General features: G+C 69.1%; 12 protein-coding genes. 7 read left to right on the forward strand and 5 right to left on the reverse strand.

Annotated features, from left to right (window positions below):
• Nucleotides 1-211: 211 nt before the first annotated feature.
• The gene (locus tag MKK49_RS18985) at nt 212-1408 is read right to left on the reverse strand and encodes a pyridoxal phosphate-dependent aminotransferase (RefSeq protein ID WP_244031241.1); all 1197 of its coding nucleotides are present in this window, start codon (nt 1406-1408) and stop codon (nt 212-214) included.
• A gap of 190 nt (nt 1409-1598) precedes the next feature.
• Here MKK49_RS18985 and MKK49_RS18990 point away from each other — a divergent pair, with 190 nt between their 5' ends.
• The 4 genes from MKK49_RS18990 to MKK49_RS19005 all read left to right on the forward strand — a co-directional run bounded on the left by MKK49_RS18990 (nt 1599) and on the right by MKK49_RS19005 (nt 4844).
• Complete coding sequence (locus tag MKK49_RS18990; protein WP_244031242.1) at nt 1599-2387, forward strand: DsbA family protein; 789 nt, start codon at nt 1599-1601, stop codon at nt 2385-2387.
• A gap of 100 nt (nt 2388-2487) precedes the next feature.
• Complete coding sequence (accB, locus tag MKK49_RS18995) at nt 2488-2967, forward strand: acetyl-CoA carboxylase biotin carboxyl carrier protein (protein ID WP_244031244.1); 480 nt, start codon at nt 2488-2490, stop codon at nt 2965-2967.
• A gap of 13 nt (nt 2968-2980) precedes the next feature.
• Complete coding sequence (accC, locus tag MKK49_RS19000) at nt 2981-4336, forward strand: acetyl-CoA carboxylase biotin carboxylase subunit (RefSeq protein WP_244031246.1); 1356 nt, start codon at nt 2981-2983, stop codon at nt 4334-4336.
• Between the two features lie 202 nt (nt 4337-4538).
• A complete protein-coding gene (locus MKK49_RS19005; protein ID WP_244031248.1) occupies nt 4539-4844 on the forward strand; it encodes a hypothetical protein in 306 nt (101 codons plus the stop codon).
• Between the two features lie 64 nt (nt 4845-4908).
• On the opposite strand, the gene MKK49_RS19010 is transcribed toward MKK49_RS19005, so the two are convergent.
• Both MKK49_RS19010 and MKK49_RS19015 read right to left on the reverse strand, forming a co-directional pair.
• Nucleotides 4909-5244 (reverse strand): DUF6883 domain-containing protein, encoded by a 336-nt coding sequence (locus MKK49_RS19010; protein WP_244031250.1) that lies wholly within the window; start codon nt 5242-5244, stop codon nt 4909-4911.
• Nucleotides 5241-5438: a DUF4926 domain-containing protein gene (locus MKK49_RS19015; RefSeq protein WP_147709200.1), complete on the reverse strand. Its 198-nt coding sequence runs from the start codon at nt 5436-5438 to the stop codon at nt 5241-5243. Before MKK49_RS19015 ends, MKK49_RS19010 begins: the two co-directional genes overlap by 4 nt.
• Before the next feature lie 319 nt (nt 5439-5757).
• On the opposite strand from MKK49_RS19015, the gene MKK49_RS19020 reads away from it, so the two are divergent.
• The gene (locus tag MKK49_RS19020) at nt 5758-6093 is read left to right on the forward strand and encodes a hypothetical protein (RefSeq protein ID WP_244031251.1); all 336 of its coding nucleotides are present in this window, start codon (nt 5758-5760) and stop codon (nt 6091-6093) included.
• Between the two features lie 115 nt (nt 6094-6208).
• Complete coding sequence (aat, locus tag MKK49_RS19025; RefSeq protein ID WP_244031253.1) at nt 6209-6877, forward strand: leucyl/phenylalanyl-tRNA--protein transferase; 669 nt, start codon at nt 6209-6211, stop codon at nt 6875-6877.
• Nucleotides 6878-7198: 321 nt separating this feature from the next.
• On the opposite strand, the gene MKK49_RS19030 is transcribed toward aat, so the two are convergent.
• The gene (locus MKK49_RS19030; protein ID WP_244031297.1) at nt 7199-7825 is read right to left on the reverse strand and encodes a DUF2155 domain-containing protein; all 627 of its coding nucleotides are present in this window, start codon (nt 7823-7825) and stop codon (nt 7199-7201) included.
• 188 nt (nt 7826-8013) lie between these two features.
• Complete coding sequence (locus MKK49_RS19035) at nt 8014-8430, reverse strand: NADH:ubiquinone oxidoreductase subunit NDUFA12 (protein WP_244031255.1); 417 nt, start codon at nt 8428-8430, stop codon at nt 8014-8016.
• 475 nt (nt 8431-8905) lie between these two features.
• Between MKK49_RS19035 and MKK49_RS19040 the strand changes: the two genes are divergently transcribed.
• Nucleotides 8906-12634 (forward strand): vitamin B12-dependent ribonucleotide reductase, encoded by a 3729-nt coding sequence (locus tag MKK49_RS19040; protein WP_244031256.1) that lies wholly within the window; start codon nt 8906-8908, stop codon nt 12632-12634.
• Nucleotides 12635-12866: the final 232 nt, after the last annotated feature.

Raw genomic sequence — 12866 nt, forward strand, 5'->3', positions numbered from 1 at the left:
TGAATTATGGATCGGCCGGAGACTGATCCGAACACAGGCACCATCGTATATCCGGCCAGGATGCAGAGCCCGACACCGGGTGGCAAGGCGGCGCCGCGTTTTGCCGGTGCAGGATTGTTCGGACGTTGCCATCGGCGTCGATCGTCCGAAACCCATTCGGGTCCGAGCCTCCTTCAGGCCGAAGTCCCATGCAGGAAGAGGGCCAGCCCGCTCAGCGGAGCCAGCCCCGAAGGCGCCGCACGGCGTCGGCGCAGTCCGCGTGGGAGCCGGCGAAGGAGAACCGGACGTGGTGGTGTCCCTCCGTCGCGTCGAAATCGAGCCCCGGGGTCGCGGCGATTCCGGCCTCGTCGAGCATGCGACGGCAGAAGCCGGCCGCGTCGTCGGTGAGGTTCGAGACATCGGCGTAGAGGTAGAACGCCCCGTCGGCGGGGTGGGTGCGGCCGAGGCCGAGGCCCGGGAACGCGTCGAGGAGCAGGGCGCGGTTGGCGGCGTAGCCGGCGCGCACGGCCTCGACCTCCTCCACGGCGTCGAAGGCCGCCATGGCCGCCACCTGCGACAGGTAGGGCGCCGAGATGAACAGGTTCTGGGCCAGCCGCTCGATCGCGCGCACCAGCCATTCGGGCACCACCATCCAGCCGATGCGCCAGCCGGTCATGCACCAGGTCTTCGAGAACGAGTTGATGACGACGGCGTCGGGGTCGTAGCGGAGCGCCGTGTCCGTCGGCACGCCGTAGCTCAGCCCGTGGTAGATCTCGTCGGAGATGAAGCGGGGGCCGAGGGCGCGGGCCGTGGCGCAGAGGTCGGCGAGGCGCTCGGGCGCGATGACCGTGCCGGAGGGGTTGGCCGGGCTCATCACCAGCACGCCGGCAAGCGGGTCCGCCGCGTGGAGCGCGCGCAGGCCCGCGCTCGTCGGGGCGTAGCGGTCCGTGTCCGCGAGCGGCAGGGGGGCCGGCACGAGGTCGAGGGCGTGCAGGATGCTGCGATAGGCGGGATAGCCCGGCTGCGGCACGGCGATCCGGGCGCCGGCGTCGAACAGCCCGAGGAAGGCCAGGATGAAGCCGGCGGACGAGCCCGTGGTGACGACGATGCGCCCGGGCGCCACGTCGATGCCGTGGGTGTCGGCGTAGTGCCGGGCGATGCGGGCGCGCAGCGCCGGGAGGCCCAGGGCCTGGGTGTAGGGCAGGGCGCCGCCGGCGAGCGCGCCCTGCGCCGCCGCGATCACGGCGCGCGGGGCCGGCGCCGAGGGCTGGCCGACCTCCATGTGGATCACGGCGTCGCCGCGCGCCTCCCGGGCGGCGGCGGCCGACATCACGTCCATGGCGAGGAACGGCGCGACGCGGGCGGCGCGTTGCGAGGGCAAGGGGGAGCTGGAGGACAAGCCGGCGGAGGGGGAAAGCAGAACCGTCATCCTCCCTCCGTAAAGCCGTTCGCCCCGGGACGGAAACCGCGCCACGAGACGGAAACCGCGCCGCGCGGCCGTGCGCGATTGACCGGCCGCCGCGAAAACGCCTAACCCCGCCGATAGACGCACCCGATCTCGTGTCCGATCCTCTCCAGGCCGGCCGCGTTTCCCATCCGGTCGCCCCCCGCGAGGACGCATGCCCCTGCTCCGGTCCCTACTCACCTCCGTCGTCCTGTTCGGCGCCTCCGCCGCCTGGGCCCAGACCACCCCGCAGACGGCTCCGGCGGCGGCCCCGGTCTTCTCCGACACCCAGCGCCAGGCCATCGAGGCCATCGTCAAGGATTACCTCGTCAAGAATCCGGACGTGCTGCAGGAGGCCATCGCCGAGGGCGAGAAGCGCGCCCAGGAGACCCAGAAGCTCGCCCAGGCCGCCGCCGTGAAGGAATCCCGCGAGACCCTGACCAATTCGCCCCACGGCGTCGTCGTCGGCAACCCGGCGGGCGACGTCACCGTGGTGGAGTTCTTCGACTACAATTGCGGCTATTGCCGCAAGGCCCTCGGCGACATCCAGACCCTGATCAAGTCCGATCCGAAGCTGCGCGTGGTCCTGCGCGACTTCCCCGTGCTCGGGGCCGAATCGCTCGAGGCCAGCAAGCTGGCGCTCGCGGCCAAGCAGCAGCTCAAGGCCGATCGGATGTTCGAATTCCACGTGAAGCTCCTGGAGACCAAGGGCCGGGTCACGGGCGAGCGCGCCCTGGCGGTGGCCAAGGAGATGGGCCTCGATACGGCGCGTCTCGCCAAGGATGCCCAGGGCCCCGAAGTGAAGACGGCGCTCTCCGAGAACGTGAGTCTCGGCGACAAGCTCGGCCTGTCCGGCACCCCGGCCTTCATCATCGGCGACGAGATCATCCCCGGCGCCGTCGGCGTCGACCCGATCCGCAAGACCATCAGCGACGTCCGGCAGTGCGGCCACGCCAGCTGCTGAACCGCCCGAACCCGCACGGGTCCCGAACCCGGGAGACCGCTGGCCTCCCGACGAAGAAACTTCCAGCCTGACGACGACCGAGCCGATGCCCAAGGAGCCGATGTCCAAGAACGATCCCTTCGATCCGGAGCTCGTGCGCGAGCTCGCCAAGCTCATCACCGAGACGGATCTCACCGAGATCGAGGTCGAGAAGGGCGACCTGCGCATCCGCGTCGCCCGCCGTATCGAGCCCGTCCACGTCCAGGTGGCGGCCCCCGCCCCGGCGCTGGCCGCCCTGGCCCCGGCGCCCCAGCCCGCGGCTGGTCCGGGCGCGGTCCCCGAGCGGGCGCGGGCGGGCGCGGGCCATCCCGGCGCCGTGCCCTCGCCCATGGTCGGCACCGCCTACCGCCGGCCGTCGCCGGACGCCAAGGTGTTCGTCGATGTCGGCTCGAAGGTCGAGGCGGGCGAGAAGGTCCTCCTCATCGAGGCGATGAAGACCTTCAACGAGATCGTGGCCCCCCGGGCCGGCACCGTCACGGCCGTCTTCGTCGAGGACGGCCAGCCCGTCGAGTTCGGCGAACCCCTCCTCGTCATCGAGTGAGGCGCGAGGCATCATGTTCGACAAGATCCTGATCGCCAATCGCGGCGAGATCGCCCTGCGCATCCTGCGCGCGGCCAAGGAACTCGGGATCGCGACCGTCGCCGTCCATTCCACGGCGGACGCCGACGCCATGCACGTGCGGCTCGCCGACGAGAGCGTGTGCATCGGCCCCCCGGCCGCCCGCGACAGCTACCTCAACATCCCCTCCATCATCGCCGCCTGCGAGATCACCGGGGCGGACGCGGTGCACCCCGGCTACGGCTTCCTGTCGGAGAACGCGCGCTTCGCCGAGGTGCTGGCGCACCACGAGATCGGGTTCATCGGCCCCAAGGCCGAGCATATCCGCATCATGGGCGACAAGATCGAGGCCAAGCGCACGGCGAAACGCCTCGGCATCCCGTGCGTTCCGGGGTCCGAGGGCGGCGTCGAGGACCCGGTGGAGGCCAGGCGCATCGCCGCCGAGATCGGCTATCCGGTGCTGGTGAAGGCGGCCTCCGGCGGCGGCGGCCGCGGCATGAAGGTGGCGCGCACGGAGGCCGACCTCGAGGAAGCCCTCGGCATGGCGCGCCAGGAGGCGAAGGCCGCCTTCGGCGACGACGCCGTCTACCTCGAAAAGTACCTAGAGAAGCCGCGCCACATCGAGGTGCAGGTGCTGGGCGACGGGCAGGGCAACGCCGTGCATCTGGCCGAGCGCGACTGCTCGCTCCAGCGCCGGCACCAGAAGGTGTGGGAGGAGGGCGGTTCGCCCGTCATCGACGAGGCGACGCGGGCCGAGATCGGCGGCATCTGCGCCCGGGCCATGCAGGAGCTGAAGTACCTCGGCGCCGGCACGGTGGAGTTCCTCTACGAGGACGGCCGGTTCTACTTCATCGAGATGAACACCCGCATCCAGGTCGAGCATCCGGTCACCGAGATGATCACCGGGATCGACCTCGTCAACGAGCAGATCCGGGTCGCCGCCGGCCTGCCGCTGTCGGTCACCCAGGACGAGATCAAGGTTTCGGGCCACGCCATCGAGTGCCGGATCAACGCCGAGCACCCGGCGACCTTCCGGCCGTCGCCGGGCCTCATCACCTACTTCCACCCGCCGGGCGGCCTCGGCGTGCGCGTCGATTCGGCGGTGTTCCAGGGGTATCGCATCCCGCCGCACTACGATTCGCTCATCGGCAAGCTCATCGTGCACGGGCGCACCCGCAACGAGTGCCTCATGCGCCTGCGCCGGGCACTCGACGAGTTCGTGGTCGACGGCGTCGACACCACGCTGCCCCTGTTCCGCACCCTGGTGCGCAACGCCGACGTCCTGAACGGCGCCTACGACATCCACTGGCTGGAGAACTTCCTGGCGGCGGGCGGCCTCGACGAGCCGTAGGGCCGCGACATCATCGGCGCCGGGCGCCGATGACTTGCCCGAGTGCCGATACCTTGCCCGGGCACCGATGATGTGGGCCGATCTTTCGGAACGGGAACGGGACGCGGCGGACTTCGTTCATTCGGCAGACCGCCGGACCGGCCGCGCCACCCGCGCGACCCGCCGGCCGGTACCGTACCCGAGCGTCCCGAGGAATTTTGTCATGCGCCTGTCCCACCTTCTGATCGCGTCCGCGCTGCTCGCCACCCCGGCCCTGGCCCAGTCGCCGTCCGGCAATGTCGGCCAGCCCGAGCGCGGCGTGCCGCAGGCCGGCAACACGGCGGGCGGTCCCATCGACAAGCCCTCGACCCGCGACATGGCGCCGGCCCGGACCGGATCGATGCCGTCCGGCGAGAACGGCATGTCGCCGGGCGTGGGCGCCGTCGATTCGGCCAAGGGCGGCAATGCCGACGAGAACAACCGCCCGGTGCCGAACACCGGCGGCACCGCGGGCGGCCCGGCGCGCTAGCCTTCTCGCGACAGCGTCCTCGACGGCGCGAAGGCCGGTCCCGCGGGGCCGGCCTTTTTCGTGCCTACGAAGCCGCGGGATACGCTGTGACGAACTCGGCGTCCGGCCGACCGGGGCGGACGATCCAGACGGACAGGATGCACGGATTGCGTCTGTCCGGGGTCTTGATGTTGCATCGGACGACGAACGTCAGGCCCCATCGATCGGAGATGGTTTTCTCGACGGGGTTGCGATCCGGGTGCTGCGCGAGGGCGGCCGCCATGATCTCCCACCGGTCGACCGAGAAACCGAACGCCCGGAAGAACACCGATTTCGGACCACCGAGCTTGTGGGTGGGGTTGAGCAGATAGCGAGTGATTTTCGCCTGTGCGACGGCGCGCGGCGGGACCGTCGCGCTCACGCGTCGGCCGGGGCCCGCGACAGGCTCGGTGCCGGAACCGTCACCACGGCCGGGAACGGGGCGACGAACTCGACCATGTAGGCTTCCCCGTCCGCCCAGACGGCGACGATGGCGCCCTCCGCGCCGACGGGAAGGGTCCGCCCATCGTCCAAGTCGACGGGAGCGGACAGCGTCACCATGCTGAATTCCGGCATGGGCGTCCGGGCAACGTCGGAGGCGCCACTCTTACGGAGCGTGGATCGCGTGGACGGACCTGGGTGGGGAGGTGGGGGCATCTTGCGCCTCGGTTCGCCATCGAACATAGGCGCCCGCCCGGTGCCTGTCAGCCACCCGCCGCAAACCCGATTTCGCGTGACATTTTGCCGACGCAGTTTTTCTGGGAACTGATTGCGCGCAATTGAATTGCCCAATCACACCGGACGGAAGACGATCGTTCCTCCAGCCGGGGCAAACGCTCCGCGCCACCCGGACACATCCCAAAACATCCCGCTCAAGACATCCCGAAAGACATCCATGCGTTCCGTGACCCTCGCCGTCGCCGCCCTCGCCCTGTCCGTCACCGGCGCCCTGGCCCAGTCCCCCTCCGGCAATGTCGGCCAGCCCGAGCGGGCGTTCCCGCAGGCCGGCAACACCACCCGCGGTCCCCTCGACAATCCGTCCGTCACCGGCGCCTACCGCAACGCCGATACCGGCCTCCTCGATCTCGACGCCACCGGCAGCGTCGGACCCCGTCCGCTGCCGTCGAACAGCGAGGCGATCATCGTCGACTCGGCCAAGGGCGGCAACGCCGAGCAGATCAACCGCACCGTGCCGAACCTCGGCACCACCTCGGGCGGCCCGGAGTTCTAAGGCCTCCTGCAGGACCCGATTCGCGCAGCGGCGAAGCCTTCGGGCTTCGCCGTTTTGCGTCGGGAGCGGTGCTTCCGCCCTGGCGTTCCGGCGTCGGCCACGCCACAGTCCCGGCATGCACGACGCAGACCGCGTGGACATCACGCCCGAGATCCTGCTCAAGGCCTACGCGGCGGGCATCTTCCCCATGGCGGAGGATGCGGACGATCCGGCGATCTACTGGGTCGAGCCCAAGGCGCGCGGTATCCTGCCGCTGGACGGTTTCCACGTCGCCAAGCGCCTCGCCCGCACCGTGCGGGCGGATGGGTTCGAGGTCCGGGTCGATCACGATTTCGACGCGGTGATCGGGGGCTGCGCCGCCCCGCGCCGGGACGCCGAGAAGACCTGGATCAACGCCCGCATCCGCGACCTCTACGGCGCCCTGTTCGACGCCGGCCACGCCCACACGGTGGAGGTCTACGCCGAGGGCCGCCTCGTCGGCGGCCTCTACGGCGTGTCCCTCGGCGCGGCCTTCTTCGGCGAGAGCATGTTCCACACCGTCCGGGACGCCTCGAAGGTGGCCCTGGTCCACCTCGTCGCCCGCCTGCGGGCCGGCGGCTACCGCCTCGCCGACACCCAGTTCGTCACCGACCACCTGCTGCAGTTCGGCGCCGAGGAGGTGCCGCGCCACGTCTACAAGCGGCGTCTGGCCGACGCGATCACCCATTCGGCCGATTGGGACGTGTGGCCGCGCGGCGTGATCATCGACGGACAAACCGCGCTGGCGGCGCTCGCGGCGCCTTGAGGAAAAAGTTCTAAGGATGACGCAGGGCGCGCGCGGGTCCGGTGGCTCCATCGTGGCGACCGGGTTCGGACATCGTGCGAGCAGCGCGGGTCTCCTCTCCTGGAAGGAGAGGGACAGGGTGAGGTGTGCGAGCTTTCCGGAGCGTCCACGACCCTCACCCCAACCCTCTCCCAGACAGGAGAGGGAGCACCATTGCGCCCGACGCCGACGCAGCATGCCTCTCGAAATCCACTGCCGAACCGATCGGTGAATCCAGTCGGCGTGAGGGGAAGCGCGCTTCGACCGCTGCGGTTGGCAACGCCGTTCGGACCGCCCGTCAGCCTACCGGAACAGCGCGTCGAACAGGTTCTGCGGCTGCTGGGGCGGCGGGGCCGGGGCCGGGCCCTCGTTCGTCGGGAAGAATTTGCGCGAGGGCTTCTGCTTGGGCTGCACCGGCACGCCGCGCGGCGCCTCGACGTCGACCTGGCCGTTGGGGTTGACCTGCTGGGCCGTGCGGGTCGCGTCCTGCCCGCCGCGCTGGCGCCGGGTCTTCTCGGGCTTGGAGGCCATGACCGGCACGTCCTCCTGCTCCTTCGCCTCCGCGATCACGTCGGAGCCACCCTTACAGTCGACGAGCCAGACGTCGTAGATCGGGTGCTCGATGGCATGCAGGCCCGGGCTCGCCGCGAACATCCATCCGGTGAAGATGCGGCGGTACTTCGAGTCGAGGGTGACCTCGTCGACCTCGAGGAAGCCGGTGGTCTTCGGGCTCTCCGTGGGCGGGCGGCTGTAGCACACGCGCGGGGTGAGCTGGAGGGCGCCGAACTGCACCGTCTCGTCGACGGCGACCTCGAACGACACGATCCGGCCGGTGATCTTGTCGAGGCCGGAGAACACGGCCGTGGGGTTCTTGATCTTGTCGGCCTGGGCCGGGAACGCCGTCGCGGCCAGGGCCGGAACGGCGACCAGGGCGGCGAGAAGGCGGGCGCGCGAAACGCGTGCGGTGCTGCGGCTCACGGCTCGCTCCCTTGGACAAGGCGCGGCCGGGCAGGGGCGGCGCGCCCTGCGTTTAAGGGCGCAACCTTGGTGGAAAAAGGGCCGCGCCCGGCGATTCCGCCGCCGGGAGTTGAGTCGCCAAAAGTTCAGTCGCCAGGAGTTCAGTCTCCGGGAGTCCACGGCGCGTAGTCGCCCGTGGCGGCCGGGCGCTGGCCGGTGCTGAGCTGCGAGCCCTTGGGGCGGTAGGCGCCGAGCGTCCCCGTCAGGTTCTCGACATGGGGCTTCTGCCAGGCGCGCGGGGTGTAGGCCTCCTCGCTCGGCGGCACGTCGCCGTTGTGGCACAGCCAGGAGCGCCAGCCGGGCGGCACCTTCGAGGCGTCGGCGTAGCCGTTATAGACGACCCAGCGCCGCTCCGGCCCGACCGACCGGTCGATGAGGGGCCCGAGCGCCCGGTAATAGGTGTTGCCGCCGTCATCCGTGCCGACGAGCTGGCCCTTGCGCGCCGTGTAGAGGGCGAGCGACATGGTCTGCCCGTTCCACCAGGTGAAGATGCGCAGGAGCGTGTCCTTGAGAGCCATCGCGTTCGCCTGAAAGGGGCCGTCACGGCCGCCGGTCCGTCATTCGCGCGGGACTATGGTGAGGCGCTGCCCCCAAGTCCAGTCGGGGTGCCCGCCTGCGCCCGGATTGTCACACCCCGCCGACGTTAACCATGCGGCGGACCGGGTCCGATCGGCTCCAACCTGTGGGCTCCAAAAATCTTCGCGGCGATTCCGCGAGCGCCAAAGAGCACTTATCCGAAAGCCTCGGATATCCACAGGATTTAGGATGCCGACACAACATCTAGTCAGGAACATAGCCGACGCACACAAGTTGTTGACGCGAGGGCCCTCGACGCGCTAGCTTTCGGATGTCGCCGAAGCGATCCGGTCCCTCGGCGGTTCATCGATTTTGTCTGGTTCGAACAGCGCGGCGCGGGCGTTCGCGGTCGCGTGTCCGCACCAGTCCAGCATCACAGCGCCGGCGCCATCGCGCCATGGGCGGGAGACAGGTTTCATGCGGTTCGAGCGTCGCCTCACCACGGCTGGGCAATCCCCCTACGCCACGATTCCCTTCCGCAAGACCCTGAGCGAGATCCGCAATCCGGACGGCTCGGTGGTGTTCCGCCTGGAGGGCATCGAGGTCCCCGAGAGCTGGAGCCAGGTCGCCAGCGACGTGCTGGCCCAGAAGTATTTCCGCAAGGCCGGCGTCCCCGCCCGCTTGAAGAAGGTGGAAGAGAACGACGTCCCGTCGTTCCTGTGGCGCTCGGTGGCCGACGAGGCGGCTTTGGCCGAGGTGCCGGAGGCCGAGCGCTACGTCTCGGAGATCTCCTCGACGCAGGTGTTCGACCGGCTCGCCGGCTGCTGGACCTACTGGGGCTGGAAGGGTGGCTACTTCACGTCCGAGGAGGACGCCTCCGCGTTCCTCGACGAGCTGCGCTTCATGCTCGCCCGCCAGATGGTGGCGCCGAACTCGCCGCAATGGTTCAACACCGGCCTGCACTGGGCCTACGGCATCGATGGTCCGGCGCAGGGCCACTACTACGTCGATTACCGCACCGGTGAGCTGACGAAGTCGGCGTCCTCCTACGAGCACCCGCAGCCCCACGCCTGCTTCATCCAGGGCGTGCAGGACGACCTCGTCAACGAGGGCGGCATCATGGACCTGTGGGTCCGCGAGGCCCGCCTGTTCAAGTACGGCTCCGGCACCGGCTCCAACTTCTCGATGCTGCGTGGAGAAAACGAGAAGCTCGGCGGCGGCGGCAAGTCGTCGGGCCTGATGAGCTTCCTCAAGATCGGCGACCGGGCGGCCGGCGCCATCAAGTCCGGCGGCACGACGCGCCGCGCGGCCAAGATGGTCATCGTCGACATCGATCACCCGGATATCGAGACCTACATCGATTGGAAGGTGAAGGAGGAGCAGAAGGTCGCCGCCCTGGTGACCGGCTCCAAGATCGTCTCCAAGCACCTCACCGCCGTGATGAAGGCCTGCACCCAGTGCGAGGCCGAGGGCGACGCCTGCTTCGACCCCGAGCGCAACCCGGCCCTGAAGAAGGCCGTGAAGGCCGCCCGCAAGGACATGGTGCCGGATTCCTACACCAAGCGTGTGATCCAGTTCGCCCGTCAGGGCTTCACCAAGATCGAGTTCCCCGTCTACGACACCGACTGGGATTCGGAGGCCTACCTCACGGTCGCCGGCCAGAACTCCAACAATTCCGTCTCCCTCACCGACGATTTTTTGCGCGCCGTCGAGGCCGATTCGGACTGGGAGCTCAAGGCCCGGACAACCGGCAAAACCACGAAAACCCTGCCGGCGCGTGAGCTGTGGGACAAGATCGGCGAGGCCGCCTGGGCCTCGGCCGATCCGGGCCTGCACTTCAACACCACCATGAACGACTGGCACACCTGCCCGGCGGGCGGGCGCATCCGCGCCTCGAATCCGTGCTCGGAATACATGTTCCTCGACGACACCGCCTGCAACCTGGCCAGCGCCAACCTGCTGACCATGTACGACCGCGCCACCAACCGCTTCGACGTCGCCGCCTTCGAGCACCTCAACCGCCTCTGGACCGTGGTCCTCGAGATCTCGGTGATGATGGCGCAGTTCCCGTCGAAGGAGATCGCCGAGCTCTCGTTCCGCTACCGCACGCTGGGTCTCGGCTACGCCAATATCGGCGGCCTCCTGATGAGCATGGGCCTGCCCTACGATTCCGATCAGGGCCGGGCGCTCGCCGGATCGCTCACCGCGATCATGACCGGCGTGTCCTACGCCACCTCGGCCGAGATGGCCGGCGAACTCGGGGCCTTCCCGGCCTACGAGGAGAATGCCGACGCCATGCTCAAGGTGATCCGCAACCATCGCCGCGCCGCCCACGGCGAGGCGGAGGGCTACGAGTTCCTCTCGATCAACCCGGTGCCGCTGGACCTCGCCAACATCCCGCAGGCCGATCTGGCGGAGCGGGCCCGCCACGCCTGGGACCGCGCCCTCCAGCTCGGCGAGGAGCACGGGTTCCGCAATGCCCAGGCGACCGTCATCGCGCCCACCGGCACCATCGGCCTGGTGATGGATTGCGACACGACGGGCATCGAGCCCGACTTCGCCCTCGTGAAATTCAAGAAGCTCGCCGGTGGCGGTTACTTCAAGATCATCAACCGCGCCGTGCCGGATGCGCTCCGGACGCTCGGCTACCGCGAATCCGAGATCGCCGAGATCGAGGCCTACGCCGTGGGTCACGGCTCCATGGGCCAGTCCCCGGCCATCAACGCCGGGAGCCTGCGGGCCAAGGGCTTCACCGACGACAAGATCGCGGCCATCGAGGCCGGACTGAAGCAGGCCTTCGACATCAAGTTCGTGTTCAACCGCTGGACGCTGGGCGATGCCTTTCTCACGGATGTGCTGAAGGTTCCTGCCGAAAAGCTCTCCGATCCGGCCTTCGAGATCCTGCCGTTCCTCGGCTACTCGAAGAAGGACATCGAGGCGGCCAACACCCACATCTGCGGGGCGATGACCCTCGAGGGCGCTCCGTTCCTCAAGCTCGAGCACTACGCGGTGTTCGACTGCGCCAACCCGTGCGGCCGCATCGGCAAGCGCTACCTGTCCGTCGAGAGCCACATCCGCATGATGGCGGCGGCCCAGCCCTTCATCTCGGGCGCCATCTCCAAGACCATCAACATGCCGAACGACGCCACCGTCGAGGATTGCAAGAACGCCTACAAGCTGTCCTGGACCCTGGCGCTCAAGGCCAACGCCCTCTACCGCGACGGCTCCAAGCTGTCGCAGCCCCTGAACTCGGCCCTCATCGCCGACGAGGAGGAGGATGCCGAGGAGGTGATCGAGGCGCTCACCGCCCAGCCGGCAACGGCGAAGGCCGCCCAGCTCGCGGAAAAGATCGTCGAGCGGGTCATCGAGCGCGTCGAGCGCATCCGGTCTCGCGAAAAGCTGCCCGACCGGCGCAAGGGCTACACCCAGAAGGCCGTGGTCGGCGGCCACAAGGTGTATCTCCGCACCGGCGAGTACCATGACGGCCGCATCGGCGAGATCTTCATCGACATGCACAAGGAGGGCGCCGCCTTCCGAAGCCTGATGAACAACTTCGCCATCGCGATCTCCATCGGCCTCCAGTACGGCGTGCCCATGGAGGAGTACGTCGACGCCTTCACCTTCACCCGCTTCGAGCCGGCGGGCTTCGTGCAGGGCAACGACGCCATCAAGAACGCCACCTCGATCCTCGACTACGTGTTCCGCGAACTCGCCATCTCGTATCTCGGCCGCATGGATCTCGCCCATGTCGACCCGTCCGAGATCGGCAACACGGTGATGGGCAAGGGCGAGGGCGAGGGCGCGCGCGGCGACAAGCCCGATCCGGTGGCCGCCAACGTGGTCTCGCGCGGCCTCCTGCGCGGCTCGGCCGACCGCCTCACCCTGATCCAGGGCGGCCCGGCCGGCGGCACGGTGGGCGTCGGAGCGCCGAGTGCCGGCGTCTCGGCCCCGGCCGGCGGCGTGGTCCACGCCCTGCGCGGCGCCACGGCGTTGAAGTCGGAGCCGGTCCCGGCCGGGATCGCCGAGACCCTGGTCGAGTCCCTGCCTTTCGCCAAACCCGAGCGCACGGTCTCCGACCGCCGCGCCGAGGCGAAGATGAAGGGCTACGTCGGCGAAGCCTGCCCCGAATGCGCGAACTTCACGCTGGTCCGCAACGGAACCTGCCTGAAGTGCGACACCTGCGGTTCGACCACGGGCTGCTCGTAACCACGCCCCGGACGTGATGTCGGCATGTTGAGGACTGAAACGTTGCGTGTTGCGCGGCGTTTCAGGTCAGTCAAACGGCATTGAGATGCGCCGTGGTGGCTCGATTCATCAAGTCGTCGAGCATGTCGGCCGTACGCGACTACGAGCCCCGTGAGGTTCCGGTCCGGGGCGGTTCCCTGGGCGACGTGCCGGCACCCGGCCTCCATCGCGATCACGGCATCTGAGGCCGGCG

The sequence above is a fragment of the Methylobacterium sp. J-090 genome, from assembly GCF_022829345.1.
GTDB lineage: Bacteria > Pseudomonadota > Alphaproteobacteria > Rhizobiales > Beijerinckiaceae > Methylobacterium.

Coding starts and splice junctions, on each gene's coding strand:
- MKK49_RS18985 (WP_244031241.1), bottom strand. CDS start 1,408: ATGACGGTTCTGCTTTCCCCCTCCGCCGGCTTGTCCTCCAGCTCCCCC.
- MKK49_RS18990 (WP_244031242.1), top strand. CDS start 1,599: ATGCCCCTGCTCCGGTCCCTACTCACCTCCGTCGTCCTGTTCGGCGCC.
- aat (WP_244031253.1), top strand. CDS start 6,209: ATGCACGACGCAGACCGCGTGGACATCACGCCCGAGATCCTGCTCAAG.
- accC (WP_244031246.1), top strand. CDS start 2,981: ATGTTCGACAAGATCCTGATCGCCAATCGCGGCGAGATCGCCCTGCGC.
- MKK49_RS19040 (WP_244031256.1), top strand. CDS start 8,906: ATGCGGTTCGAGCGTCGCCTCACCACGGCTGGGCAATCCCCCTACGCC.
- MKK49_RS19005 (WP_244031248.1), top strand. CDS start 4,539: ATGCGCCTGTCCCACCTTCTGATCGCGTCCGCGCTGCTCGCCACCCCG.
- MKK49_RS19020 (WP_244031251.1), top strand. CDS start 5,758: ATGCGTTCCGTGACCCTCGCCGTCGCCGCCCTCGCCCTGTCCGTCACC.
- MKK49_RS19015 (WP_147709200.1), bottom strand. CDS start 5,438: ATGCCGGAATTCAGCATGGTGACGCTGTCCGCTCCCGTCGACTTGGAC.
- accB (WP_244031244.1), top strand. CDS start 2,488: ATGTCCAAGAACGATCCCTTCGATCCGGAGCTCGTGCGCGAGCTCGCC.
- MKK49_RS19035 (WP_244031255.1), bottom strand. CDS start 8,430: ATGGCTCTCAAGGACACGCTCCTGCGCATCTTCACCTGGTGGAACGGG.